Source organism: Pseudomonas sp. PDNC002, assembly GCF_016919445.1.
Lineage (GTDB): Bacteria > Pseudomonadota > Gammaproteobacteria > Pseudomonadales > Pseudomonadaceae > Pseudomonas.
The window spans coordinates 3,955,227-3,979,851 of record NZ_CP070356.1; the positions used below are offsets into that span (position 1 = coordinate 3,955,227).

Below are 24,625 nucleotides of genomic sequence, written 5' to 3' on the forward strand. Positions count from 1 at the left end.
GGCGAGCCTCCCCTGTGTCCGATCAGTTGTCGTCGAGGAACTTTTCGGCGTCCAGCGCGGCCATGCAGCCCGCGCCGGCGGAGGTGATCGCCTGGCGGTAGACGTGGTCAGCCACGTCGCCGGCGGCGAACACGCCGTCGATGCTGGTCAGGGTCGCGTTGCCTTCGGAGCCACCCTTGATCTTCAGGTAGCCGTCATGCATTTCCAGTTGGCCCTTGAACAGGTCGGTGTTGGGCTTGTGGCCAATGGCGATGAACACGCCGGCCAGGTCCAGCTGACGGGTTTCGCCGCTTTCGGCGTCCTTCAGGCGCACGCCGACGACACCCATGTTGTCGCCCAGGACCTCGTCCAGGGTGGTGTTCCAGTGCAGGCGCACGTTGCCGTTCTTGGCTTTTTCGAACAGCTTGTCCTGCAGGATCTTCTCCGAGCGCAGCTTGTCGCGGCGGTGGATCAGGTGGACTTCCTTGGCGATGTTGGACAGGTACAGCGCCTCTTCCACGGCGGTATTGCCGCCGCCGACCACGCAGACGACCTGGTTGCGGTAGAAGAAACCGTCACAGGTGGCGCAGGCGGAGACGCCCTTGCCCATGAAAGCTTCTTCCGACGGCATGCCCAGGTACTGGGCGGAGGCGCCGGTGGCGATGATCAGCGCATCGCAGGTATAGGTACCGCTGTCACCCTTGAGGGTGAAGGGCTTTTGCTGCAACTCGGCGGTATGGATGTGGTCGTAGACGATCTCGGTATCGAAACGCTGGGCGTGCTGCTGCATGCGATCCATCAGGGAAGGACCGGTCAGGCCCTCGACGTCGCCAGGCCAGTTGTCGACCTCGGTGGTGGTGGTCAGCTGACCGCCGGGTTGGATACCGGTGATGACAACAGGCTTGAGGTTTGCGCGCGCGGCATACACGGCCGCGGTGTAGCCCGCGGGACCGGAGCCCAGGATGATCAGGCGCGAATGCTTGACTTCACTCATAAAAAGACTCCATAAGCCTTTGTCACGTAAGAGAATGCATGCTCCAATTGAGCAGCCGAAAAGCGGTGTTGGGCTATGCTACACCGAACCCCGGAAGGCCGGCAAAAGCGCAGTCGGACACGCCCGGGCTCGCTGGCGTCGGCTGGCCAAAGCCGTACAATAGGCCCGTTTCGCGGCCCAACGACTCTCGGACGCGCGTATAGCGCAGGAATAGAAGCGTTTTGAAGGACACCACAGCAAGCCATGCCGCCGCCTGGCGCCAGCAACTGCATTACCGTCTGAAGGAAGGGGCCCTGATCGCGCTCGGCGCGCTCTGCCTTTACCTGTGGATGGCATTGCTCACCTACGATCCGTCTGATCCGGGCTGGAGCCATTCCAGTCACGTCGAACAGGTGCAGAACGCTGCTGGCCGACTGGGGGCGTTGAGCGCCGACATCCTGTTCATGGTGCTGGGCTACTTTGCCTACCTGTTCCCGCTGCTGCTGGCGGTGAAGACCTACCAGGTCTTCCGCAAGCGACACATGCCCTGGGAGTGGAGTGGCTGGCTGTTCTCCTGGCGCTTGATCGGCCTGGTGTTCCTGGTGCTCTCCGGCTCTGCGCTGGCCTATATCCATTTCCACACCACGGGCAGCCACATGCCGGCCACGGCTGGTGGCGCCTTGGGTGAAAGCCTGGGTCAACTGGGCATCAATGCATTGAACGTGCAGGGCAGTACGCTGCTGTTCCTCGCGCTGTTCCTGTTCGGCATGACGGTGTTCGCCGACCTGTCCTGGTTCAAGGTCATGGACGTCACCGGCAAGATCACCCTCGATCTCTTCGAACTGATCCACAACGCCACCAATCGCTGGTGGAGCGCCCGCAGCGAGCACAAACAACTCGTCGCCCAGTTGCGCGAGGTAGACGAGCGCGTCGCTGAAGTCGCCGCGCCCATCGTTGCCGACCGCCGCGAGCAGGCCAAGGTCAAGGAACGCCTGATCGAGCGCGAGGAGGCGCTGGTCAAGAGCGTGCAGGAGCGCGAAAAACGCGTCGCACCGAAAATCGATGTCCCGCCGCCACCCACCAAGCCGGCCGAGCCGAGCAAGCGCGTACTGAAGGAAAAACAGGCGCCGCTGTTCGTCGACACCGCCGTGGAAGGTACGCTGCCGCCCCTGTCGATCCTCGACCCGGCCTCGGAAAAGAAGCAGAGCTATTCACCCGAATCCCTGGAGGCCATGTCGCGCCTGCTGGAGATCAAGCTCAAGGAGTTCGGCGTCGAAGTCATCGTCGAATCCGTGCATCCGGGCCCGGTAATTACCCGTTTCGAAATTCAGCCCGCTGCGGGCGTGAAGGTCAGCCGTATCTCCAACCTGGCCAAGGACCTGGCGCGCTCGCTGGCGGTAATCAGCGTGCGCGTGGTGGAAGTCATCCCTGGCAAGACCACCGTCGGTATCGAGATTCCCAACGAAGACCGGCAGATGGTGCGCTTCTCCGAAGTGTTGATGACCCCGGAGTACGACGAACACAAGTCCACCGTGCCGCTGGCCCTGGGCCACGATATCGGCGGTCATCCGATCATCACCGACCTGGCGAAGATGCCGCACCTGCTGGTGGCCGGTACCACCGGTTCCGGTAAGTCGGTGGGCGTGAACGCCATGCTGCTGTCGATCCTGTTCAAGTCCACGCCGGAAGAGGCGCGCCTGATCATGATCGACCCGAAGATGCTGGAACTGTCGATCTACGAAGGCATTCCGCACCTGCTCTGCCCGGTCGTCACCGACATGAAGGAAGCCGCCAACGCCCTGCGCTGGAGCGTGGCGGAGATGGAGCGCCGCTACAAACTCATGGCCGCCATGGGCGTGCGGAACCTCGCCGGCTTCAACCGCAAGGTGAAGGACGCAGAAGAGGCCGGCACGCCGCTGACCGACCCGTTGTACCGTCGCGAGAGCATGGAAGACGAAGCGCCGCTGCTGCAGACCCTGCCGACCATCGTGGTCGTCGTGGACGAATTCGCCGACATGATGATGATCGTCGGCAAGAAGGTGGAAGAACTGATCGCCCGTATCGCCCAGAAGGCGCGCGCGGCGGGCATCCACCTGATCCTGGCTACACAGCGTCCATCGGTGGACGTGATCACCGGCCTGATCAAGGCGAACATCCCGACCCGTATTGCTTTCCAGGTCTCCAGCAAGATCGACTCGCGCACCATTCTCGATCAGGGTGGCGCCGAGCAACTGCTGGGCCACGGCGACATGCTCTACCTGCCGCCGGGCACCGGCCTGCCGATCCGCGTTCATGGCGCCTTCGTTTCCGACGACGAAGTGCACCGCGTCGTTGAGGCGTGGAAGTTGCGTGGCGCGCCGAACTACATCGAGGACATTCTCGCCGGCGCCGATGAAGGCGGTGGCGGTTCGTTCGAAGGTGGCGGTGGCGGCGAGGGCAGCGAAGGCAGCGAGGACGATCCGCTCTATGACGAGGCCGTGCGCTTCGTGACCGAAAGCCGCCGGGCCTCCATCTCTGCGGTGCAGCGCAAGCTGAAGATCGGCTACAACCGCGCCGCGCGGATGATCGAGGCGATGGAAATGGCCGGTGTGGTCACCGCGATGAATACCAATGGCTCGCGCGAAGTGATCGCGCCGGCCCCGATCCGTGATTGATTCGACTTCGAGGATTTCGATGCGTCTGATCCGCCTGTTGTTCGTTGCTGCGCTGGCTGTTGCCGGCGTCCAGGCCCATGCCGACGATGCCGCCGCCCAGCGCCTGAGCGGGATGCTCGGCAAGGCCCAGACCATGACCGCGCGCTTCTCCCAGCTGACCCTGGATGGCAGCGGCACTCGTCTGCAGGAAACCGCCGGCACCCTGGGGCTCAAGCGCCCCGGCCTGTTCCGTTGGCACACCGACGCGCCGAACGAGCAGTTGCTCATCTCCAACGGCGAGAAGATCTGGCTGTACGACCCGGATCTGGAGCAAGTGACCATCCAGAAGCTCGACCAGCGCCTGACCCAGACGCCGGCCCTGTTGCTCTCCGGTGACATCTCGAAGATCGGTGAGAGCTTCGACATCACCGCGAAGGACGGCGGCAACGTAGTCGACTTCACACTCAAGCCCAAGGCCAAGGACACCCTGTTCGACAGCCTGCGGATTTCCTTCCGCAGCGGCGTGGTGAACGACATGCAGCTGATCGACAGCGTCGGCCAGCGCACCAATATCCTGTTCTTCGACGTGAAGATGAACGAGCCGATGGATGCCAAGCAGTTTGTCTTCGACGTGCCCAAGGGCGTCGACGTCATCCAGGAATGACCGGCCGCGCGCCAGACTGATCGATAGGTAAGATTCGTGGACCTGTTCCGCTCCGCCCCCGTTTCCCAGCCACTGGCCGCGCGCCTGCGCGCGACCAGCCTGGACGAGTACGTCGGCCAGGAGCACCTGCTCGCCCGCGGCAAGCCGTTGCGGGAGGCGCTGGAGCAGGGCGCGCTGCACTCGATGATCTTCTGGGGCCCGCCAGGTGTCGGCAAGACGACCCTGGCGAAGCTGCTGGCCCAGGTCACCGACGCGCACTTCGAGACCATCTCGGCGGTACTCTCCGGCGTGAAGGAAATCCGCCAGTCGGTGGAAGTGGCCAAACAGCACGCCGCACAGTACGGCCGCCGTACCATCCTTTTCGTCGACGAGGTGCACCGCTTCAACAAAAGCCAGCAGGATGCCTTCCTGCCCTATGTGGAAGACGGCACCCTGATCTTCATCGGTGCGACCACCGAAAACCCATCCTTCGAGCTGAACAATGCGCTGCTGTCGCGCGCCCGCGTCTACGTGCTGAAAAGCCTGGACGAGGCGGCGCTGCGACGGTTGGTCGAGCGCGCGCTCACCGAAGAGAAGGGTCTGGGCAAGCGCAACCTGAGCCTGCCCGATGACAGTTTCGCCATCCTGATGGCCGCCGCCGACGGTGATGGCCGACGCTTGCTCAATCTGCTGGAGAACGCTTCCGACCTCGCCGAAGACAACAGCGAGATCAGCGCCGAGCTGCTGCAGAACCTGCTGGGCGACTCGCGCCGGCGCTTCGACAAGGGCGGCGAGGCGTTCTACGACCAGATCAGTGCGCTGCACAAGTCAGTGCGTGGCTCCAGCCCCGATGGCGCGCTGTACTGGTATTCGCGCATGCTCGATGGTGGCTGTGATCCGCTGTACATCGCCCGCCGCGTGGTGCGCATGGCTAGCGAAGACATCGGCAACGCCGACCCTCGTGCCCTGACCCTGTGCCTTCATGCCTGGGACGTGCAGGAACGCCTCGGCAGCCCGGAAGGCGAGCTGGCGATTGCGCAGGCTATCGTCTACCTGGCCTGTGCGCCGAAGAGCAATGCCGTCTACAACGCCTACAACACGGCCCGCCGTGACGTGGCGGAGAGCGGCTCGCTGGAAGTGCCGCTGCATCTGCGCAACGCACCAACCAAACTGCTGAAGAACCTGGGCTATGGCGACGAGTATCGTTATGCCCACGATGAGCCGGACGCCTACGCGGCCGGGGAAGACTACTTCCCCGAGTCCATGGAACCGCGCCAGTATTACCAACCCGTGCCGCGCGGGCTGGAACTGAAGATCGGCGAGAAGCTGCGCCACCTGGCGACCCTCGACAAGGCCAGCGCCCGCCGACGCAGAAAATCCTGAAGTGGCGCCCGCGAGCGCCGCCTGACACTAGACACGAGAACACACCATGCTCGATTCCAAACTGGTTCGTACCCAGCCGCAGGAAGTTGCGGAACGCCTGGCCACCCGTGGCTTCACCCTGGACGTGGCGCGCATCGAGGCGCTGGAGAGCCAGCGCAAGTCCGTGCAGACCCGCACCGAGACCCTGCAGGCCGAGCGCAACTCGCGCTCCAAGGCCATCGGCCAGGCCATGAAGAATGGCGAGGACGTCGCGCCGCTGAAGGCCGAAGTCAATCGCATGGCCGAAGAACTGGAGTCGGGCAAGCGCGAACTGGATGCCATCCAGGCCGAGCTGGACAGCCTGCTGCTGAACATTCCGAACCTGCCGCACGAATCCGTTCCGGTCGGTGCCGATGAAGAAGAGAACGTCGAAGTTCGCCGCTGGGGCACTCCGCGCACCTTCGATTTCGAGATCAAGGACCATGTCGCCCTCGGCGAGCAGCACGGCTGGCTGGACTTCGAGACCGCCGCGCGCCTGTCCGGCGCCCGCTTCGCGCTGATGCGTGGCCCGATCGCCCGCCTGCACCGCGCCCTGGCGCAGTTCATGCTCGACTTGCACACCCGCGAGCACGGCTACGAAGAGGCTTACACCCCTTACCTGGTGCAGGCTCCGGCGCTGCAAGGCACCGGCCAGCTACCGAAGTTCGAGGAAGACCTGTTCAAGATCCAGCGTGAAGACGAAGCGGATCTGTACCTGATCCCGACTGCCGAAGTCTCGCTGACCAACATCGTGGCCGGCCAGATCCTCGACGCGAAGGAGCTGCCGCTAAAGTTCGTCGCCCACACCCCGTGCTTCCGCAGCGAAGCCGGCGCGTCGGGCCGTGATACCCGCGGCATGATTCGCCAGCACCAGTTCGACAAGGTCGAGATGGTGCAGGTCGTCGAGCCGTCGAAGTCCTGGGAAGCCCTGGAAAGCCTGGTCGGCAACGCCGAGAAGGTGCTCCAGGCGCTGGAACTGCCGTACCGCGCCCTGGCGCTGTGCACCGGCGACATGGGCTTCGGCGCCGCCAAGACCTACGACCTGGAAGTCTGGGTGCCGAGCCAGGACAAGTACCGCGAGATTTCCTCCTGCTCCAACTGCGGCGACTTCCAGGCCCGCCGCATGCAGGCGCGCTACCGCAACCCGGAAACCGGCAAGCCGGAGCTGGTCCACACCCTCAACGGCTCGGGTTTGGCCGTGGGCCGTACCCTGGTCGCCGTGCTGGAGAACTACCAGCAGGCCGACGGTTCGATTCGCGTGCCGGAAGTGCTCAAGCCGTACATGGCTGGCATCGAGGTCATCGGCTGAGATGGACTTCCTGCCGCTGTTCCACATCCTGCGCGGACGTCGCGCGCTACTGGTCGGCGGCGGTGATGTCGCACTGCGCAAGGCGCGCCTGCTGAATGACGCCGGCGCAGTTCTGCGCGTGGTGGCGCCCGAGGTGCATTCCGAGCTGCGCGAACTGGTCGAGGAGGGCGCGGGGGAACTGCTCCTGCGCCCCTACGCCCAGGGCGACTTGCAGGACTGCGTGCTGGTCATTGCCGCCACGGACGATGAGCCGCTCAATGCCCAAGTCTCCCGCGATGCCAACGAGCGAGGCGTGCCGGTCAATGTGGTGGATGCGCCGGCGTTGTGCAGCGTGATCTTCCCGGCCATCGTCGATCGTTCGCCGCTGGTGGTGGCTGTCTCCAGTGGCGGCGACGCGCCGGTGCTGGCGCGCCTGCTGCGCGCCAAGCTGGAAACCTGGATTCCCGCGACCTACGGCCAACTGGCCGGCCTGGCCAGCCGCTTCCGCGAGCGCGTGAAGCAGCGCCTGCCGGACCTGCAGCAGCGCCGCAAGTTCTGGGAAGACGTGTTCCAGGGGCCCGTCGCCGAGCGCATGCTCGCCGGCCAGCCGAACGAAGCCGAGCGCCTGCTGGCGGACAAGCTGGAAGCGCCGCAGCCCGAATCCCGTGGCGAGGTCTATCTGGTCGGCGCCGGCCCTGGCGATCCCGACCTGCTGACATTTCGCGCCCTGCGCCTGATGCAGCAGGCCGACGTGGTGCTCTACGATCGCCTCGTCGCGCCGGCCATTCTCGAGCTGTGCCGCCGCGATGCGGACCGCCTGTATGTCGGCAAGCGCCGCGCGGACCACGCCGTGCCGCAGGATGAGATCAACCGACAATTGGTGGAGCTCGCCCAGCAGGGCAAGCGCGTGCTGCGCCTGAAGGGCGGAGATCCGTTCATCTTCGGCCGTGGCGGCGAGGAAATCGACGAACTGGCGGCCAATGGCATCCCGTTCCAGGTGGTGCCGGGCATTACCGCGGCAAGCGGCTGCGCGGCTTACGCCGGTATTCCGCTGACCCACCGCGATTACGCGCAGTCCGTGCGCTTCGTGACCGGGCACTTGAAGGACGGCACCACCGACCTGCCCTGGAACGATTTGGTCGCTCCGGGCCAGACCCTGGTGTTCTACATGGGCCTCGTCGGCTTGCCGGTGATCTGCGAGCAACTGGTGCGTCACGGCCGCTCTGCTGACACGCCGGCCGCTCTTGTTCAGCAGGGCACCACGGTGCATCAGCGGGTGTTCACCGGCACCCTGGCGAACCTGCCGGAGCTGGTGGCGGAGCACGAAGTGCATGCGCCGACCCTGGTGATCGTCGGGGAAGTGGTGCAGCTGCGCGAGAAACTCGCGTGGTTCGAGGGGCAGCAGTGAAAGCTCTGCGTGTGGTGATGCCGGGCGCTGTATGCGTCTTCGCCTTCACCGTGCTGCCAGCCTCGGCGGCCAGCTTCGACTGCAAGAAGGCCAAGCAGGCTGACGAGAAAGCCATCTGCGCGGATCGCCAGCTATCCGAGATGGATGTGCAGGTGGCGACTACCTACCGCTTGTTGCGCGGTCTGTTCGCCATGGGCATGCGCGGCAACCTGGGCGACTCCCAGCTCGCCTGGCTTGAGCAGCGCCGCGCCTGCGGCGCCAACAAGGCCTGCCTGAAGCAGCGTTACCAGGAACGCCTGGACGCGCTGCAGAAGGTCTACGACGGCATCGAGAAACCGATCTGATCGGCTCCTGCAAATCTGGTGTTGCGCTGCTCTTGTAGGAGCGGATTCATCCGCGATGTTCGCAGCTGCTGATGAACATCGCGGACGGAGTCCGCTCCTACGGTGTCTCAGCCTTTACGGAAAATACCCTTGCCCTGCAGATGGTCGCGCCCGTGCGGCCCGGTGAAATCCTGCTGCGGCCCTAGCGGCACGATGCCGGTCGGGTTAATGGTGCGGTGGCTGCCGTAGTAGTGGTGCTTGATGTGCTGGAAGTCCACGGTGCCGGCCACGCCTTCCAGTTGATACAGCTCGCGTAGCCAGCCGGACAGGTTCGGATAGTCCGCCACGCGCCGCAGGTTGCACTTGAAGTGGCCGTGGTAGACCGCATCGAAGCGAATCAGCGTGGTGAACAGGCGTACGTCGGCTTCGGTCAGGTATTCGCCCGCCAGGTAGCGGTGCTTGCCCAGGCGCTCCTCCAGCCAGTCCAGTTCATTGAACAATGTCTTGAAGGCTTCTTCGTAGGCATCCTGCGTCGTCGCGAAGCCGGCGCGGTACACGCCGTTGTTCACGGCTGGGTAGATGCGCTCATTCAGCTCGTCGATCTGCGCGCGCAGCGCTTCCGGATAGAGGTCCAGCGGGTTGCCAGTGATGCCGTCGAACGCCGAGTTGAACATGCGGATGATCTCCGCCGATTCGTTGCTGACGATACGTTGTTCGCGTTTGTCCCACAGTACCGGTACGGTCACGCGGCCGGTGTAGTGCGGATCGTCCCTGGTGTAGCGCTGGTGGAGGAAGTCCAGGCCGTCGAGCTTGTCGCCGGTCGAGCCCAGCGCCTTGTCGAAGGTCCAGCCGTTCTCCAGCATCAGCCAACTGACCACGGATACGTCGATGAGCGACTCCAGGCCCTTGAGCTGGCGGTAGATCAGGGTGCGGTGGGCCCAGGGGCAGGCCAGGGAAACGTAGAGGTGGTAGCGGCCGGCTTCCGCGCGGAAGCCGCCGTCGCCGGTCGGCCCGGGTTGGCCGTCGGCAGTGACCCAGTTGCGGCGCTGTGCGTTCTCGCGCTGGAAGCGGCCGTCCTTGCTGGTGTCGTACCACTGGTCCTGCCAGCGGCCATCAATCAATTGTCCCATCTTGAGTGCTCCATAAAGCGGGGAGATGGGACCAGTCTATCGGCTCAGACTCGATTGTTTAGCGCAAAAACAGGATTCAAGGTATCGATTAAATCGATTTGTTGCGCGCAGCCCAACGTTTGTCGGCCTCTGCAAAGGCTTCTTCCCGCTGCAATCCCATCGCCCGCAAGGCCAGCGCCATGGTCGCTCGGACGGCCAGCTCGCCGTAGGCATCTTCCTCGTCACCGCGCCAGACGGCAGCCAGGTGCTGCGGGTCGAGGGTTTCCGGTTTGACGTGGCGCATCGGAGAGAGCGCCGGCCATTCCTCGTCCCAATCTTCACCATCACGGCAGCCATACAGGTGCGAGGTGGCATCTGGGTTCACTTCGATCTCGCCGCCTTCGCCCTTGATGACGATGGCGGAGTCGCCCAGCAGGCGGCTGCCTTCACGGTGCACGGCCTGGTAGCCGGGATGGAAGATACTTTGCAGCACGCAGGTGGCGCCCAGCGGGTTGATCAGGCGCACCGAGGAATGAATTGGCGAGCGCAGGCCGAGGGTGTTGCGCAAGTCGATCATGCGCTGCAGTCGCGGCATCCAGTCCACCAGCGGGGCGAAGGCAATACCCTGGGTATCCAGTGCCTGGCTGACTGCGCTCCAGTCGCGGCACAGCGGCAGGCCCAGCAGCTCGAGCAATTGCTCGGTGTAGAGACGGCCGGCGGTGTGGGCGCCCGCACCATGCAGAAGTATGCGGGTGCCGCTGCCGCCCAGGCACTTCGCTGCCAGCAGGTACCAGGGCAGATGGCGCTTCTTGCCGGCGTAGCTCGGCCAGTCCAGGTCCACGGCGATCTTCGGCGCCTGCAGGCGCTCGCGCACGGCTTCGGTGAAGCCTGCCAGTTCCTCGGCGCTTTCCTCCTTGTGCCGCAGCAGCATCAGGAAGGCGCCCAATTGGGCTTCTTCGACCTTGTCATCGAGGATCATCCCCAGCGCCTCACGGGCCTCCTCGCGGGTCAGGCCGCGTGCGCCGCGCTTGCCTTTGCCGAGGATGCGTACGAACTGGGCGAAGGGATGTTCTTCCGGGGTCTGCAGGACGAGCGGGGCGGCGGTCATAGGCAATTGGTTGGCTTCGGCAGGCCGGCAAGCTTGGCGGCAAGCTTGGCCGGGGTGCCCTTGAACAGGAGGTTGAGGTGCAGGCTGCTGCCTTTTTCCGGGCCCAGGCGCTGGGCCACGTATTTGATCAGCGGGCGGTTCGCCGGGGAAAGCTGGAATTCACCGTAGAACTCGCGCAGCAGCAAGAGGATTTCCCAATGCTCGGGTGTCAGGTGAATGCCTTCGTTGTGCGCCAGGGCCTCGGCGGCGGCGTCGCTCCAGTCGTTCAGGTCGACGAGATAGCCATCCTTGTCCAGCGGCAGGGCGTTTCCATTGACCAGGAGAGTGCTCATAGCCAGGCGTTCACCTTGTCGAAGCGGGTGCAGAGTTCGACGAAGCCGGGGTAGTCCACAGCGTCGACTCGGGATGGGACGACGTCTAGCCCGCGCGCCTGCAGGTCTTCCTGCAGGGCGAACAGTGCGTTGCTCGCGGGTAGTTGCTCCAGCGCTTGCGCCGGCTGGGTGCCGGCTCGCAGGGCATAGATCGCATCACCGGTCAGTAGAACGCCGTCATCAGGGCCCAGCAGCCGCAGGCAACTGTCGAGCCGGCCATCGTTGAAGGGGGAGTGCGAGAGCAGGTGGAGGGTAGCCATCAGATCGTGATCACCTGGTCGTGGGTCTGCAGTAGGCCGCGCAGTGCGGCGTTGTCCAGTACCTGAGTGGGTAGGGTGAGGCTGTTGGCGTCCAGGCCACGCTCGATCAGGCTGTGCGCGCTGGCGTAGAGCGCCTCGACGCCGAAGAGCGGCAACGCCTGGAGGTTGGCCTGCAGGTCTTTCTGCTCAACGCTGGTGGGACGCTGGTCAGGCGCGAGCTGGAAGACGCCATCGTCGAGGAACAGCATCGAGATTGGCAGATCGAAGGCGCCGCCGGCGAGGGCGATGTCCAGTGCCTCTCGGGCGGCCGGGCCGGCCCAGGGTGCCTGGCGGCTGATGATCAGCAGAGACTTGGCCATCAGTTGCCTCCGAAACAGACCAGGCGGTCTGCCAGTTGCGCAGCTTCATGCAGTTGGCCAAGCCCGGAAAGATCCCAGGGCGCCTGAAGGTTGGCTGCCGGACGGGAATAGCGGTGGGCTTCTTCGCTGTTCAGTACACCGCGGCGCAGGGCGGCTGCGATGCAGACCACGCCATCCAGGTGGTTGTCGGCGACGAAGCGAGTCCAGGCTGCGGCGACGTCCAGTTCATCCTGGCTGGCCACGACATTGGCCGAGGCGCTGTGCACGCCGTCCTGGTAGAAGAACAGCCGGGTGATTTCGTGTCCGCCGGCCAGTGCGGCCTCTGCGAAGCGCAGGGCACGTCGGGCTGCCGGCGAGTGCGGCGAGGAGAAGAGGGCGATGACGAACTTCATGGTTTGGCTTTATGCGGTGGTGTGCCGCCGAATGATACGGCACCTCGGTTTCTTTGCCCCGCTGGAAATGAAAAAAGCCCGTCGAAACGGGCTTTTTCCGGTGCGGTGTGACTATCAGTCGTCGCCGCCCATGATGCCGAAGATCTGCAGCAGGCTGATGAACATGTTGTAGATCGACACGTACAGACTGATGGTGGCCATGATGTAGTTGCGCTCACCGCCGTGGATGATCGCGCTGGTCTGGAACAGGATCATCGCCGAGGAGAACAGCACGAAGCCGGCGCTGATGGCCAGTTGCAGGCCGCTGATCTGGAAGAACAGCGAAACCAGCACGGCGCCCAGCAGCACGAAGAAGCCCGCGGTGATGAAGCCCGACAGGAAACTCATGTCCTTGCGGGTCGTCAGCACATAGGCGGACAGGCCGAAGAACACCAGAGCCGTCATGAAGAACGCGGACGAGATCACACCCGCGCCATTCGCCATGCCCAGGTACATGTTCAGGATCGGGCCGAGGGTGTAGCCCATGAAGCCAGTGAGGGCGAAGGTGCTGACCAGGCCCCAGGCGCTGTTGCGCAGCTTCACGGTGAGGAAGAACAGGCCATAGAAGCCCAGCAGGACCACGAAGATGCTCGGATAGGGCAGGCGCATCTGCTGGGAAGCGAAAGCCACCAGGCCGCTGAAGGCCAGCGTCAGGGCCAGCAGGCCGTAGGTATTGCGCAGGACGCCGCTGACCTCTTTCTGCTCCACGGCTGTGGAGTCGAGATATTGCCGTTCTTGCATGTCGAGACACTCCTGTTAAGCGGGATACGGATCCATGACCGTAGTGGTATCCATCATAACAGAGGGAAAAGCGCGCTGAATCATCAGAGTTTGACAGTGTGTTGCGATCCGGTAATATTGCCGCCCGCTCATGTGGAAGCGTGGCCGAGTGGTTTAAGGCAACGGTCTTGAAAACCGTCGACGGGCAACTGTCCTAGAGTTCGAATCTCTACGCTTCCGCCACTATTACAACGTTGAAAGCCCCGCAGTGCGGGGCTTTCGCGTTTCTGGCTCCTGCACAGCGCTTAGCCAATGCCGGCAGTTCGTTTCCGTAACTGTTCTCTCGCTTTTCGTAACGCAGGCTATCGCGGCGTCGGCTACCTCAAAACACGACGATTGTCGACTCGGCTGGGCACTCTGCTCATGTCGCAGCAGCACTGCGGGCACACGCTGTACTTGCCGACGGCCACGGGCGAATCGGCCAGGGGCAACCTGTGGACTCAGCGGGGCGCCTGAAAAGTCGCTTGAAGGTTTGAAGAGCATTTCGATACTCTTTCGCCATTACGTACAGACCAACCCAAAGCCTCGCCAGAGAAATCTGCCGGGGCTTTTTCGGCTTTACCCATTGGAGAACAACGACATGGGAAGGTCCGAAAGGCGTCATCACGAACGGCGCATAAAGGCGAAGTTCTACCGTAAGCAACTGGCTCACGAATCCTGGTGTACTGACGAGAGAAACGCCGGCTTATTCGCCCATCACGGCAAGGTATGTTCCTGCTTCATGTGCGGTAATCCTCGACGTTACTGGGGATCACTCACCATGCAGGAGATGCGAGCCAACCAAGACAAAGCCCAGCCTTAGTGCCGGGCGGTCATCGCGGCATGACGCGACTGCGCGGATGCCAGTTCTCGCGCCCAACTAAGCTCGTCGTTGGAGTGATAGGACTGCTGAGCGCAACCTACCGGATCACCGAGGCTGCGGTTTGGCCCTGCTTACTGGGAGAATTCCGGGTGCTGGAGCAGTGTGGGATCCCAGTCAGTCGGGTTAATAGGAGGGCCGCCGTCATCGGATTGATAAGGATCGAGGGCTCAAGCAGCCATCCTGAAATTACGTTGATTTCAGGACTATGGAGTGGCTCGCAAGGGAGAAAGGGGCGTGATGGCCATATGTATTGAATGCGCCATCATCTGAGCTACGCTTGCGACAATCTCTGGCTCAAGGATGAACCGATATGTGGAAAAGCCTCCCGCGGACTTTGCCTCTCGTGCTTTTGCTCACTGGGTGTTCTTCTGCCGGCTCGGGAAATGGGCATGCCGAAGCAGATGACCCAGACCTGGCTGCACTGCACGTTGCAGAACTAAAGCGCCCTCTCAAGGCATACCCAATATCGGTCCGGAACAACGAAAGCGCTCAACTCCAGAAAGCAGCTGCGCTTCTCGATTACCAGGTTGCATCTGCGGATTGCCTGAGAGCCCAGAACTTCTACGAAGCGCGTTCGAAGTCGTCTGAAAGCGCAAGGCTTGGCGTAGGGGTTTTTGGTGGCATTGCCGGTTTCGTGGGGAGCATGCTCGCCGCGGCTGGGACCGGCGGTGTGTGGCCTGGTGTCAGCGCGGGTATTGCAGGCGTCGCAAGTACCACATTAGGCACAGCCGAGAAGGGACCCCTGGCCCCAAGTGCGTATGGAGCCAACCGTGAGTTTGTTGCCAAGAAGATGTCAGTGTCCGCGGACAAGCTTGGGACTCTCACCAACGCTGACGATATCTACCAGAGCGCCGTGGTGCTGCAGGGCACTTGTGCCGCGCCGAGCAAGTAACGTAACCAGCGAAACCATCATCAGCGGGATGGAAGTAGAGCAGACCCGATACGCTGTCCATTTCGAGATAGGCCCCGCTAGTGCGGGGCTTTTCAGTGGAGTCATAGCGGCAGAAGTTGCGTGCGTTTGACCCTCTGCGGGCTACATCACCGAGGCGCGCAGAGGTCGGGGCAAGCGCGAAGTTCGGAAACTCACCGTATTCAATTAGAAAATTCCCTATAGATTTTTAGGTCGATTCTGGCGAGTCTGCGGAATTGACTGATGCTGCGTTTTATCATGAGTTGATAATTTTTGGCGGTTTACTTCAATGGATCGCCTGTATGACTAGGAATTATTCTCTTGACTTTTTTCGTGGTGTGTTTGCGATAGTTGTAGCGCTTGGGCATTTCTACTATTGGAATAATGTGGGTGATGTAATTCCATCGTCTTTTGTTTTGGTCGTGGACTTCTTTTTCATTCTGAGTGGTTATGTTCTTAGTCGCTCCATTGTTTTTGGTGGTGGGTCTGACAGCGAGCGGTGGTTCTCTGATTTTACGAAGCGCCGGATTTATAGGATATTTCCGGCGTTCCTGTTTATAGTATCCGTGCATTTTGTTTTTCTTAAGTTGGTGGATGGTATTCCATGGCCTGCAGCATTGGATGTGTTCAAGGTTGTCACCCTTACTCAGCTGTTTCCATTTGGTGATGGCTCAAACTATTGGGTCGAGCCCGCCCGTGTCGGCTGGAGCATCTCTGGTGAGTTCTGGGTTGGATTACTATTCTTCCCAATTATTCATGCCTTGCGAAACAGTAATCGAGGGCTGCTTATATCGAGTATGGCTCTGATATCTTTAGTTCTTGTGGTGTTTATTAGCAGAACCTCTCCGAGTCAGATGAATGTCCACTTTCAGCAGTGGAATGGCCTTCCGTTTGGATTCGTGCGCGTGATCATCGGATTCTGTATTGGGGTTTTTATAGCCCTGACTGTCAGCTCCAGCAAGGCTGATTGGATGGTTTCATCCATGATTCAGGTTGGTGTTTTGTTTATAGGGGTCTACCTGTTTGCGAAGCTGAATTGGAATAGGTCCGACTCTTATCTTGCGCCATTTCTAGGTGGAGCCTTGGTATGGTCTCTGGCGAAAGAAGAGGGTGTGATATTCAGGCTGACAAATAACTGGTTGGGGGATGTTTTGGGGCGAATGTCATATTCTATCTATCTTGCGCATCCGGCATTTGTTCTCTATTTTCGGAGTCACTGGAGCACAAGTGGGCTTTCGGTCATTGCCTATATCTTCATGGTGTTTGGCAGTGCATACCTGGTTCATACATTCGTTGAGCAGCCTGCCATCGACTATATTGGTCGCAAACAACGTGCAGGACGAAACGCTGGTCTGGCAGCAGGCGCGCAATCCACCTGAGTGGGTGGCTCCTGTCATTGCGGTATTGCATCGGGTCATTCCTGTGAGAGCGAATGACCCCCTGTGATGCGGTGCGCACTGCGGAGAGTCAGAAGTCTCAGCAAGCGGTTTTATAGCTACCGAGCGGGGCTTTACGGCTTGCGTGGATTGAGCACCGAAGCCGGGCAGTGGAAGGCCGCTCCGGCCTGATCGAAGGGTGGCCCCTTGACGGTCGCCGGAGTGGGAACGAGCTTGGATGCTGCCTGGCTATCGAACAGCCCCACCTCCGAAGCAGCAAAAGTGCCACGGTGGACCCATGCGCTCTTCTCCTCCGCGGTCAGCCCCTCGATGCCCAGCGCATCAACAAAGTAGGCGACGTCGCGACCGAGCCGATCGCGCGTTTGATTGCTTGTAGGGAATGCCCGCGAGTACGCACGCCGGACGTTGGCGGGTGTGAGGGGCCAATGATTTGCAGATAGTACGCCCTTGATTTTTTGTGCCGCTGACACGGTGTCGCTGGGCGGCGAGGAGTGCGTGGCCCGATCCAGAAAGAACCCATAGTCGACCGTGGTCGGCGAGACGCCCAGCCTCTGATATAGCCGGAAGAGACTCGCCATCTTGGATCCGTCACTGGCAGTGGAAAGGTAGTGCGCGTCGTAGACCTGGCGCACAGCTGGGTCTTCCCCGATTTTTTGGAAACCTGCGGTCCATTGGCCCCGCCGCTTAGGATCGACATACACCGAACACAACATGGCGCGCGTCGCATTTGAGTTCAGCGTGAAGAGCGTGCGAACGGCGGCGGCTTCCGATCCAAAGGCATTCGTGATGGACGCGGGATGTTGTTGATCGAGTTGCCATAGAACCCATTGGACTTCCTTGCCGCCTCCTGCTGTCGCCCCACGAGGCCCCCAGGTGATGAGGCTCGACGGATCATTCGTGTAGCAAGGCGCTGAAGGATTGGCTGGCGTCCAGAAAGGTTTGTTCTGGCAGAAGTTCCATTCGAGGCGATCGTAGTCGGTCGCTTCGTAAGTCAAAACCAGTGTTTGGGCGCGCTTTTCGTAGGAGGGGCTCGGGCTGCCGCTCGGCATGACCGATTTCCAAAGGTCTTCTGTCAACGCCCCTTTGAATGCGGGGGAGTTGGGCGAGAGGGCGCTCTTGATGGCGTCGCACTGGGTCGCGTGCTGGATCGCCTTGCGTGTCGACTGACCAAACTGGCCATCCACCGTTACCGGGAGAAGCTTGCAGGTCTCTGGGAGTGCGTTCAGCGCACCTTGGAACGCCGCGATGTCCCCGAATCTGCCGTCAAAGAGTGGCTTCGTACCGACCTGATACAACACCTGATCTGCATAAGCTGGCGAGAGTGACATGCACAGTAGGGTAGCGGCGAGCCCTGCGGGCCGGGCAAAGCGTTGCGATGGTTGAGTCATTTTGCCTTCCTTGGTTGAGTCTCACGACGGAGATTCTTTGTATCCCACCAAGTATTTCAGCCTGAGATGGAAAAAACGCCAGGAAGGCATTAACAAAAGGTTGGCTTGTAATCGCATGGAGGAGCCAGCGGCATCCGGCTCTGGTATGGGTCTTTTCGAGTTGATTCGGTGCGACTCGTGCGCCAGCTTGGATTATGCAGCCTCGTACTTGGCGGTTCTGACTTCGGAGCAGTCCTTGCATGTTTGCACGGCTTTAAGTGAAAGAGAACAGCCCGTTTTCCCTGCCTAGATACTGGCCCGGGAAGTACCGGTTATGTGGCGCGATACGGTGTTGCCCCCACACTTTCTAGACGCTGCTGCGTCGCTACCTTGTGCTCGGAGCGCTAGTGGATGCTGAAACTTTTCCGTCGTTGAGTTTCAACGTTTCGCAGTGCCACACATGGGGCGCAATTTGAGGATGTCGGTGAGTGAGTGATTCTCGGCGGTTCACTGACAATGGCTAGGAATGAGTTTGTAGGTCTTGGGCGACCAGTCGAAGCAGGTGGGTTCAAGGCGAGCGTGGGGCTTGGAATAGACCACCAGCGCAAAGCTGCCATCGCGACGAATTTTCCACTCGATGGCCTCGCCCAGTTGCTGGTCGAGTGGTTGAAGACCGTCTTTGCCAATGCCGAAGATTTCCACCTGCCGAGCGAGCGCGCCTTGGGAATAAAGGAGGGCGATGACGGGCTGCTGGTGGTATTGCCAGTTCGTGATTTGTCTCAGCAACAAGTCGTAGGCATCGCTTCGTTGGGTCAGCCACAGCGTTTGGGTTGTGTGGCTGGACTTTCTGACCAGGCCGAAGGAGACGGCGTGGCTTTTGTTATCTTCCCAGGCGATGGCCAGGAGGCGGTCCTCAACTGGTCCGGGCGTCAGGTTAAGTGACTGCGAGGAAACGATGGGAGAGGCCGCCAGAGCCTGAATGGTTGGCGGCAGCACCGGGGAGGATGCGTGCGCCGGCGCGAGCGCCCATGCCGACATCATTGCAGCCCCGGCTGCGCGAAGAGTTCTCATATTCCTTGCTTTCTTGCTGCGGGGACGGGGCTCGAAAATGCCCTGGCGGTTCCAAATTCTTTTCATGGTTGGCTGTTCTGCGGCGGGTTGTTCTGTCTTCGATGGCTATAGGGGGCGCCATGAGGAGTTCGTAGGCACACCTTTCATACGGTTTCGCGGAGTTCATGGATGGCGTGCTGCAGTTTCCGATGTTTTCCCAGGCCGGGATGATAGGAAAACTGATTTTCAGTGCGGTGCCAGATCACCGGTGGCGTCGGACAGATGAGCCAGGGTAGGGCAGCCAATGGAAGGATCCTGGCCTGCGCTCGATGAAATGTGAGTCCTTCGATCTTTCTGAGAAAAGCTGCATCTCAGTGCGTTTTTCCAATACGCATGACATACGGTGATCTGCCGGGTGGCCCGGTGCGCTTCGATGCGCGAAATTCAAACACTCGACTTGCTTTCCAGGACTAGCCGGAACCCGGTGGGCCTAGGGAATACAGCCCGAAAAATATTAAGACCGGCGTTCTAGACGGGTTCTGGCTCATCTGTCAGCATTTTGCCAGGGCCAAGGTTTTCTCTGGCGCTTGCATTTTGACAAGGTCGTTCCACGCTAGGTGGTGGGGCCGCTTTCTGTTAAGGTTCGGCAGTTCCCCGACATTTGCCGTCGGGGGCTTCATCATTCCATTTCGCTCAAGGGGTGCTGCGTGATTAAGGTGCTGGTGGTCGATGATCACGATCTGGTGCGCACCGGAATTACCCGCATGCTGGCCGATATCGATGGCCTGCAGGTCGTTGGCCAGGCCGACTCCGGCGAACGCGGGCTGCAACTAGCTCGCGAGCTCAAGCCCGATGTGGTGCTGATGGATGTGAAGATGCCTGGCATCGGCGGCCTTGAGGCGACTCGCAAATTGCTGCGCAGCCAGCCCGACGTTCGTGTCGTGGTGGTGACCGTCTGCGAGGAGGACCCATTCCCGACTCGCCTGATGCAGGCCGGTGCAGCGGGTTATCTGACCAAGGGCGCAGCGCTGGAAGAAATGGTCCAGGCCATTCGCCAGGTGTTTGCCGGCCAGCGCTACATCAGCCCACAGATTGCCCAGAGCCTCGCGCTGAAATCCTTCGAGCCGGAAAAGAACGCCACACCGTTCGATACGCTGTCCGAGCGCGAAATCCAGATCGCGCTGATGATCGCCAACTGCCATAAAGTGCAGAGCATTTCCGACAAGCTTTGCCTGTCGCCCAAGACCGTGAATACCTACCGTTACCGCATCTTCGAGAAGCTCTCGATCACCAGCGACGTCGAGTTGGCGCTGCTGGCCGTCCGGCACGGCATGGTCGACACCAGCAACTGACGATGACCGCTCCGTTCGATTCGGCGGCGTTCCTGGCCACCTGCAGTGGACGGCCGGGCGTCTACCGCATGTTCGATGCCGAGGCCAAGTTGCTGTATGTCGGCAAGGCCAAGGACCTCAAGAAACGTCTATCCAGCTACTTCCGCAAGACCGGCCTGGCGCCGAAGACCGCCGCCCTGGTGGCGAAGATCGCCCAGGTCGAGACCACCATCACTGCCAACGAAACCGAAGCGCTGCTGCTCGAGCAGACGCTGATCAAGGAATGGCGGCCGCCGTACAACATCCTGCTGCGCGACGACAAGTCGTATCCGTACGTCTTCCTGTCCACCGAGGATGACTTCCCGCGCCTGACGATCCATCGCGGTGCGAAGAAGCGGAAGGGGCGGTACTTCGGCCCCTATCCCAGCGCTGGCGCGATTCGTGAAAGCCTGGCCTTGCTGCAGAAGGCATTCTTCGTGCGCCAGTGCGAGGACAGCTATTTCCGCAACCGCACACGTCCGTGCCTGCAATACCAGATCAAGCGCTGCAAGGCGCCTTGCGTGGGGTTGGTGAGTGAGGAGGAATATGCCGAAGACGTGCGTCACTCCATCATGTTCCTCGAAGGCCGCAGTAACGTCCTGGCGGAGGAGCTTTCCTCCAGCATGGAGCAGGCGGCGATGCGCCTGGACTTCGAAAAAGCCGCGGAGCTGCGCGATCAGGTTTCTATCCTGCGCCGTGTCCAGGATCAGCAGAGCATGGAGTTCGGCACCGGCAATGTCGATGTGGTGGCGGCTATCGTCACGCCGGGTGGCGCGTGCGTGCATCTGATCAGTGTTCGAGGCGGGCGCGTGCTGGGGAGCAAGAACTTCTTCCCGCAGGTGGCCATCGAGGAGGAGGTGGCGGATGTCATGCTCGCGTTCCTTGGCCAGTACTACCTCAGTCATCACGAGCGCGATCTACCTACCGAACTGATCGTCAATGCCGTGCACGAGGATTTTCCGATATTGGCATCGGCCATCGAAGAGTCCCGTGGCCGGCTGCTGGAAATCAGCCATCGCGTGCGCGGCACCCGTGCTCGCTGGCAGCAGTTGGCCGTGACCAACGCCGAACAGGCGCTGGGGGCGCGGCTGGCCAACCGGCTGCACATGGCCACTCGCTTCGACGCGCTGGGCGAGGCGCTGGACCTGCCCGAGCCGCCACAGCGGCTGGAGTGTTTCGACATCAGTCATTCCAGCGGTGAAGCGACTGTCGCGTCCTGCGTCGTCTTCGGGCCGGAAGGCGCCCTGAAGTCGGACTATCGCCGATTCAATATCGAAGGCATCACTGCCGGCGACGATTACGCCGCCATGCACCAGGCCCTGACGCGCCGCTTCAGCCGACTCAAGGAGGGCGAAGGCAAGATGCCGGACATCCTGCTGGTGGACGGTGGCAAGGGGCAGCTGGCGATGGCCCAGGAGGTGCTTCAGGAGCTGGCTGTAGTGGGATTGACGTTGCTTGGTGTGGCCAAGGGCGTTACCCGCAAGCCGGGCCTGGAGACGTTGTATCTCAATGACGCCGAACATGAATTCACGCTGCCCGCCGATTCCCCGGCGCTGCACCTCATCCAGCAAATCCGCGATGAGGCTCACCGCTTCGCCATTACTGGCCACCGCGCACGACGCGGAAAGGCGCGTAGAACCTCGACCCTCGAAGATGTGGCAGGTGTCGGTCCCAAGCGCCGGCGCGACCTGCTCAAGCATTTCGGTGGGTTGCAGGAACTCGGTAGAGCCAGTATCGATGAAATTGCCAAGGCCCCCGGTATCAGTAAAAAGCTGGCAGAGCAGATTTATGCTGCACTGCACAGCGAGTAGAATGCCGGCTCAACTCGCAGACCTTCCGACCCGATGAATATCCCGAACCTGCTTACACTGCTCCGCGTTCTGCTCATTCCGATCTTCATCCTGCTGTTCTATCTCCCGTTTCCGGCGAGTCATCTGGCTGCCAGTTCCGTTTTCGCATTGGCGGCGGCTACCGACTGGCTCGATGGCTACCTCGCTCGCAGGCTTGGGCAAAGCACGCCGTTTGGCGCGTTCCTCGATCCGGTGGCGGACAAGCTGATGGTCGCTACCGCGCTGGTCCTGCTGGTCGAGGAGCATGCCAATCTGTGGCTGACGCTGCCTGCGGCGATCATCATCGGTCGCGAGATCGTGGTGTCGGCATTGCGCGAGTGGATGGCAGAGCTAGGGGCGAGGGCGCATGTTGCCGTCTCGAGCCTCGGGAAATGGAAGACTGCCGCGCAAATGTTGGCGCTGGTCATTCTTCTGGCCAATCCACCCCTGATGACTTTCTGGGTCCTGGTAGGCTACGCATTGCTGATCATTGCCGCGGTCCTCACCCTGTGGTCGATGCTGCACTATCTGGTGGCCGCCTGGCCGCACCTCAACGCGACCCCAAAAGAGAAATAAGTATTTTTGAATCAAGGAGTTGACAGGGCTTTTCGAAACGTTAGAATGGCGCCCGTCAACACGACAACGCGGGAATAGCTCAGTTGGTAGAGCACGACCTTGCCAAGGTCGGGGTCGCGAGTTCGAGTCTCGTTTCCCGCTCCAGATTTTGATGATCACCTTGTGGTCATCCGTGTCATGGCTGAGTAGCAGAGTGGTTATGCACCGGATTGCAAATCCGTGAACGCCGGTTCGATTCCGACCTCAGCCTCCAAACAGAAAGCCCCGTAGATTAAGCATCTGCGGGGCTTTTTGCTTTCTGCCTTCCTCGCATCATTTCCGTTATTTCGAGATCGTTTCCGTTACACGCGCCCCACGCGACGGGTCAGCGAGTCGGTTTGACTACTTCGCCAACGCGGCGGTAGACCTTCTTGGTGATCTCTTCTTTGCTGTGGCCCAGCAGCTTGCTGGCGTCGCCGATGTCCTCGATTTCGCTCGCGGCCTTGGGTCGGACGTCGCTGAATACGAACGCCTTGATGCGCTCAGCCAACGGCTTGTCGTGGGCCTCGATCGCGGCTGCTGCCGCCTGGTTGCGCGCTTCGTTCCAGCGGTTGACCAGCATGCGGTAGCTCAGGCGCAGCCCCCGACTGTTGGTGATCAGTGTCGAGCTGGTGATGCCGGCGAGCTTGCGGCGCTCCAGCAGACCGTCGATGAACTGGCCCAGCCCCGTGGGGGCTCCGTCGACGTGCAGGCGCACGCGCAGCTTTTTTGTGGTCTTGCCCGACCAGCAGGAAGTCCGCCGTCAGGTCGCCCGCCGACACTTTAAGGGTGTCCGCCGGCCGCTGGCCGGCAAGGTAGGCCATATCCATGGCGTCCCGCAGCTCCTGGCAGGCCTGGGCGTAGACGGCGGACCAAACGTCGTTGCCCGCATAAAAGCTCCGTGGGCGCTCTTTATTGCGGCGGACCCCGCGCAGGGGTTGGCGCCGTCGTGGTAGCCCCATTCCCGTGCAAGGGTAAAGACGTGGGAAAGGATGGCAATCTCGCGATTGCCGCGTGTTTTTGCCGTCCGTGCATCCCGATAGCGCGCGATCACCTGGGGCGTGATTGCGCCGATAGGGGCTTTGTCGAAGGCTCTGCGCAGCCGGGGCAGCTCATATTTGAGGTTGTCGTCCTGGGAGCGCTTGGACTTGGTGGGGATGATCTCGTTTTCGTAGCGGTCGAACAGCTCCGACATGTAGCGGATGGTTTTCGGCGGGGTTGCCCGGGCGAGGCGTGCCCACTCCTGCAGTGCCTCGCCGAGGTCGGTCCCGAGGGGGATTTCCTTGACCGTGCCGTCTTCCTTGCGGCCGAGGTAGTAGTAGCCGACCCATTCCTTACCTGATTTGAGCTTCCGGGTGCGCTTGAGCATACGGTAGGGAAGCTCTCGGTTTTCCGGTTTGCGCGGGCGTCCCATTAGCTGACGTCCCTCAAGTCGAGCTGCCAAGGTTCCTCAACAGCGGCCGAGCTGGTGGGCTTCACCCCGGCTAGTTTCAGACGGGCGTAGATACGGCCGACGATGGGGCGGCCTGCAGCGTAGACTTCGTACACCCATCCGTTTGCCTTGAGCCATGCGATCTGGTGGGTACTGGGCCATTACCTGTAGCTCGGCTTCGGTCAGAAACTCAGCGGCGGGCTCGGTGCTGGTTGTCGCTGCGATGATCATGCTTCGTCTCCAGTACCAAACAGATCGCCCTGGGCGCGCTCGTGCTGCGCCTGTTCCCATGCGTGGCTGATGCGGGCTGCGGCGATGGCGATGTAGCCCAGGGACTGCCCGTTTTCGTCGGTGTCGCGTTCGATGCCGATGAGGCGGAATCCTTCGCGCATGCAGGCCTTGCCGGTGCTGCCGCTGCCCATGAACGGATCCAGCACCAGACTGCCTGGCGGTGTAATCAGGCGGCACAGGTAGGCCATCAAATTGGTGGGTTTGACGGTGGGATGGTGGTTTTCGCTCGTGCGGTCAGTGTTGGCCGATTGGAACGAGCCCGGGTTCTGTTCACCGCTGGACCAGTTGAGCGTTCCGCGGGGCATGCCGTGGCAGCCTTCATTTATGCGCGGTAACCATGCACACCCACCACACACATCTAATTAAGTTAAGGATTTATATAGTTTTTTGTGTGTTGGGTGTGTGTTGGGTAGGTCGCTTGATGTGTTGGGTTGGCCGAGCTGGAGTTTTGACGATG

21 protein-coding genes, 3 tRNA genes and 2 pseudogenes are annotated in these 24,625 nt (G+C 61.3%); 13 read left to right on the forward strand and 13 right to left on the reverse strand.

From position 1 onward, the window contains the following. Positions 1 to 22 precede the first annotated feature (22 nt). Complete coding sequence (trxB, locus tag JVX91_RS18095; protein WP_205335562.1) at positions 23 to 973, reverse strand: thioredoxin-disulfide reductase; 951 nt, start codon at positions 971 to 973, stop codon at positions 23 to 25. 221 nt (positions 974 to 1,194) lie between these two features. On the opposite strand from trxB, the gene ftsK reads away from it, so the two are divergent. From ftsK to JVX91_RS18125, 6 genes are read left to right on the forward strand one after another with little or no spacing between them, the layout of a single operon-like run. Beyond that, the gene (gene ftsK / locus JVX91_RS18100) at positions 1,195 to 3,606 is read left to right on the forward strand and encodes a DNA translocase FtsK (RefSeq protein WP_205335563.1); all 2,412 of its coding nucleotides are present in this window, start codon (positions 1,195 to 1,197) and stop codon (positions 3,604 to 3,606) included. Positions 3,607 to 3,625: 19 nt separating this feature from the next. Continuing rightward, complete coding sequence (gene lolA / locus JVX91_RS18105; RefSeq protein WP_205335564.1) at positions 3,626 to 4,249, forward strand: outer membrane lipoprotein chaperone LolA; 624 nt, start codon at positions 3,626 to 3,628, stop codon at positions 4,247 to 4,249. 36 nt (positions 4,250 to 4,285) lie between these two features. Beyond that, positions 4,286 to 5,611, forward strand: a complete 1,326-nt coding sequence (locus JVX91_RS18110) for a replication-associated recombination protein A (protein WP_205335565.1) — start codon at positions 4,286 to 4,288, stop codon at positions 5,609 to 5,611. 46 nt (positions 5,612 to 5,657) lie between these two features. Beyond that, the gene (serS, locus tag JVX91_RS18115) at positions 5,658 to 6,938 is read left to right on the forward strand and encodes a serine--tRNA ligase (protein WP_205335566.1); all 1,281 of its coding nucleotides are present in this window, start codon (positions 5,658 to 5,660) and stop codon (positions 6,936 to 6,938) included. 1 nt (position 6,939) lies between these two features. Then, positions 6,940 to 8,325 carry a siroheme synthase CysG gene (gene cysG / locus JVX91_RS18120; protein ID WP_205335567.1) on the forward strand — a complete coding sequence of 462 codons (1,386 nt, stop codon included), beginning with the start codon at positions 6,940 to 6,942 and terminating at the stop codon, positions 8,323 to 8,325. Positions 8,326 to 8,342: 17 nt separating this feature from the next. Then, a complete protein-coding gene (locus JVX91_RS18125; protein WP_205340041.1) occupies positions 8,343 to 8,669 on the forward strand; it encodes a lysozyme inhibitor LprI family protein in 327 nt (108 codons plus the stop codon). A gap of 107 nt (positions 8,670 to 8,776) precedes the next feature. On the opposite strand, the gene JVX91_RS18130 is transcribed toward JVX91_RS18125, so the two are convergent. From JVX91_RS18130 to JVX91_RS18160, 7 genes are all read right to left on the reverse strand, one after another. Then, positions 8,777 to 9,778 (reverse strand): glutathione S-transferase family protein, encoded by a 1,002-nt coding sequence (locus JVX91_RS18130; protein ID WP_205335568.1) that lies wholly within the window; start codon positions 9,776 to 9,778, stop codon positions 8,777 to 8,779. 88 nt (positions 9,779 to 9,866) lie between these two features. Further along, positions 9,867 to 10,865, reverse strand: a complete 999-nt coding sequence (locus JVX91_RS18135) for a glycosyl transferase family protein (RefSeq protein ID WP_205335569.1) — start codon at positions 10,863 to 10,865, stop codon at positions 9,867 to 9,869. Beyond that, the gene (locus JVX91_RS18140) at positions 10,862 to 11,197 is read right to left on the reverse strand and encodes a TusE/DsrC/DsvC family sulfur relay protein (RefSeq protein ID WP_205335570.1); all 336 of its coding nucleotides are present in this window, start codon (positions 11,195 to 11,197) and stop codon (positions 10,862 to 10,864) included. The genes JVX91_RS18135 and JVX91_RS18140 overlap by 4 nt, the downstream gene beginning before the upstream one ends. After that, positions 11,194 to 11,499 carry a sulfurtransferase complex subunit TusB gene (gene tusB, locus JVX91_RS18145; protein WP_240201779.1) on the reverse strand — a complete coding sequence of 102 codons (306 nt, stop codon included), beginning with the start codon at positions 11,497 to 11,499 and terminating at the stop codon, positions 11,194 to 11,196. The genes JVX91_RS18140 and tusB overlap by 4 nt, the downstream gene beginning before the upstream one ends. Beyond that, positions 11,496 to 11,855 (reverse strand): sulfurtransferase complex subunit TusC, encoded by a 360-nt coding sequence (gene tusC, locus JVX91_RS18150; RefSeq protein ID WP_205335572.1) that lies wholly within the window; start codon positions 11,853 to 11,855, stop codon positions 11,496 to 11,498. Before tusC ends, tusB begins: the two co-directional genes overlap by 4 nt. Then, positions 11,855 to 12,247 carry a sulfurtransferase complex subunit TusD gene (tusD, locus tag JVX91_RS18155; RefSeq protein WP_205335573.1) on the reverse strand — a complete coding sequence of 131 codons (393 nt, stop codon included), beginning with the start codon at positions 12,245 to 12,247 and terminating at the stop codon, positions 11,855 to 11,857. Before tusD ends, tusC begins: the two co-directional genes overlap by 1 nt. A 114-nt stretch (positions 12,248 to 12,361) precedes the next feature. Further along, positions 12,362 to 13,027: a Bax inhibitor-1/YccA family protein gene (locus tag JVX91_RS18160; protein WP_205335574.1), complete on the reverse strand. Its 666-nt coding sequence runs from the start codon at positions 13,025 to 13,027 to the stop codon at positions 12,362 to 12,364. Between the two features lie 134 nt (positions 13,028 to 13,161). Between JVX91_RS18160 and JVX91_RS18165 the strand changes: the two genes are divergently transcribed. Beyond that, positions 13,162 to 13,249: transfer RNA gene (locus JVX91_RS18165), tRNA-Ser, on the forward strand. A 1,825-nt stretch (positions 13,250 to 15,074) separates the two neighbouring features. After that, positions 15,075 to 16,217, forward strand: coding sequence for an acyltransferase (locus JVX91_RS18170; RefSeq protein ID WP_205335575.1), 1,143 nt, complete (start codon positions 15,075 to 15,077; stop codon positions 16,215 to 16,217). A 131-nt stretch (positions 16,218 to 16,348) separates the two neighbouring features. On the opposite strand, the gene JVX91_RS18175 is transcribed toward JVX91_RS18170, so the two are convergent. Then, on the reverse strand, positions 16,349 to 17,623 hold the full coding sequence (locus JVX91_RS18175; RefSeq protein WP_205335576.1) for a hypothetical protein: 1,275 nt from the start codon (positions 17,621 to 17,623) through the stop codon (positions 16,349 to 16,351). A gap of 486 nt (positions 17,624 to 18,109) precedes the next feature. After that, entirely contained in the window at positions 18,110 to 18,739 is a 630-nt protein-coding gene (locus JVX91_RS18180; protein WP_205335577.1) for a hypothetical protein, read from the reverse strand. A gap of 620 nt (positions 18,740 to 19,359) precedes the next feature. On the opposite strand from JVX91_RS18180, the gene uvrY reads away from it, so the two are divergent. From uvrY to JVX91_RS18205, 5 genes are all read left to right on the forward strand, one after another. Continuing rightward, a complete protein-coding gene (uvrY, locus tag JVX91_RS18185; RefSeq protein ID WP_205335578.1) occupies positions 19,360 to 20,004 on the forward strand; it encodes a UvrY/SirA/GacA family response regulator transcription factor in 645 nt (214 codons plus the stop codon). 2 nt (positions 20,005 to 20,006) lie between these two features. Then, positions 20,007 to 21,833 (forward strand): excinuclease ABC subunit UvrC, encoded by a 1,827-nt coding sequence (uvrC, locus tag JVX91_RS18190; RefSeq protein ID WP_205335579.1) that lies wholly within the window; start codon positions 20,007 to 20,009, stop codon positions 21,831 to 21,833. Positions 21,834 to 21,866: 33 nt separating this feature from the next. Continuing rightward, a complete protein-coding gene (gene pgsA, locus JVX91_RS18195) occupies positions 21,867 to 22,427 on the forward strand; it encodes a CDP-diacylglycerol--glycerol-3-phosphate 3-phosphatidyltransferase (RefSeq protein ID WP_205335580.1) in 561 nt (186 codons plus the stop codon). Positions 22,428 to 22,495: 68 nt separating this feature from the next. Further along, positions 22,496 to 22,571, forward strand: a tRNA-Gly gene (locus JVX91_RS18200). Between the two features lie 35 nt (positions 22,572 to 22,606). Further along, positions 22,607 to 22,680: transfer RNA gene (locus tag JVX91_RS18205), tRNA-Cys, on the forward strand. Positions 22,681 to 22,791: 111 nt separating this feature from the next. On the opposite strand, the pseudogene JVX91_RS18210 reads toward JVX91_RS18205, so the two are convergent. The 3 genes and pseudogenes from JVX91_RS18210 to JVX91_RS29195 form a co-directional block, all read right to left on the reverse strand. Continuing rightward, positions 22,792 to 23,859, reverse strand: a pseudogene (locus tag JVX91_RS18210) (integrase). Then, positions 23,859 to 24,108 (reverse strand): annotated as a pseudogene (locus tag JVX91_RS29025) (DUF4224 domain-containing protein). Before JVX91_RS29025 ends, JVX91_RS18210 begins: the two co-directional pseudogenes overlap by 1 nt. Continuing rightward, complete coding sequence (locus JVX91_RS29195; RefSeq protein WP_205335581.1) at positions 24,105 to 24,473, reverse strand: site-specific DNA-methyltransferase; 369 nt, start codon at positions 24,471 to 24,473, stop codon at positions 24,105 to 24,107. The pseudogene JVX91_RS29025 and the gene JVX91_RS29195 overlap by 4 nt, the downstream one beginning before the upstream one ends. Between the last annotated feature and the right edge of the window lie 152 nt (positions 24,474 to 24,625).

Coding starts and splice junctions, on each gene's coding strand:
- trxB (WP_205335562.1), bottom strand. CDS start 973: ATGAGTGAAGTCAAGCATTCGCGCCTGATCATCCTGGGCTCCGGTCCC.
- lolA (WP_205335564.1), top strand. CDS start 3,626: ATGCGTCTGATCCGCCTGTTGTTCGTTGCTGCGCTGGCTGTTGCCGGC.
- serS (WP_205335566.1), top strand. CDS start 5,658: ATGCTCGATTCCAAACTGGTTCGTACCCAGCCGCAGGAAGTTGCGGAA.
- cysG (WP_205335567.1), top strand. CDS start 6,940: ATGGACTTCCTGCCGCTGTTCCACATCCTGCGCGGACGTCGCGCGCTA.
- JVX91_RS18125 (WP_205340041.1), top strand. CDS start 8,343: ATGCCGGGCGCTGTATGCGTCTTCGCCTTCACCGTGCTGCCAGCCTCG.
- JVX91_RS18130 (WP_205335568.1), bottom strand. CDS start 9,778: ATGGGACAATTGATTGATGGCCGCTGGCAGGACCAGTGGTACGACACC.
- JVX91_RS18135 (WP_205335569.1), bottom strand. CDS start 10,865: ATGACCGCCGCCCCGCTCGTCCTGCAGACCCCGGAAGAACATCCCTTC.
- JVX91_RS18140 (WP_205335570.1), bottom strand. CDS start 11,197: ATGAGCACTCTCCTGGTCAATGGAAACGCCCTGCCGCTGGACAAGGAT.
- tusC (WP_205335572.1), bottom strand. CDS start 11,855: ATGGCCAAGTCTCTGCTGATCATCAGCCGCCAGGCACCCTGGGCCGGC.
- tusD (WP_205335573.1), bottom strand. CDS start 12,247: ATGAAGTTCGTCATCGCCCTCTTCTCCTCGCCGCACTCGCCGGCAGCC.
- JVX91_RS18160 (WP_205335574.1), bottom strand. CDS start 13,027: ATGCAAGAACGGCAATATCTCGACTCCACAGCCGTGGAGCAGAAAGAG.
- JVX91_RS18175 (WP_205335576.1), bottom strand. CDS start 17,623: ATGACTCAACCATCGCAACGCTTTGCCCGGCCCGCAGGGCTCGCCGCT.
- JVX91_RS18180 (WP_205335577.1), bottom strand. CDS start 18,739: ATGAAAAGAATTTGGAACCGCCAGGGCATTTTCGAGCCCCGTCCCCGC.
- uvrC (WP_205335579.1), top strand. CDS start 20,007: ATGACCGCTCCGTTCGATTCGGCGGCGTTCCTGGCCACCTGCAGTGGA.
- pgsA (WP_205335580.1), top strand. CDS start 21,867: ATGAATATCCCGAACCTGCTTACACTGCTCCGCGTTCTGCTCATTCCG.
- JVX91_RS29195 (WP_205335581.1), bottom strand. CDS start 24,473: ATGCCCCGCGGAACGCTCAACTGGTCCAGCGGTGAACAGAACCCGGGC.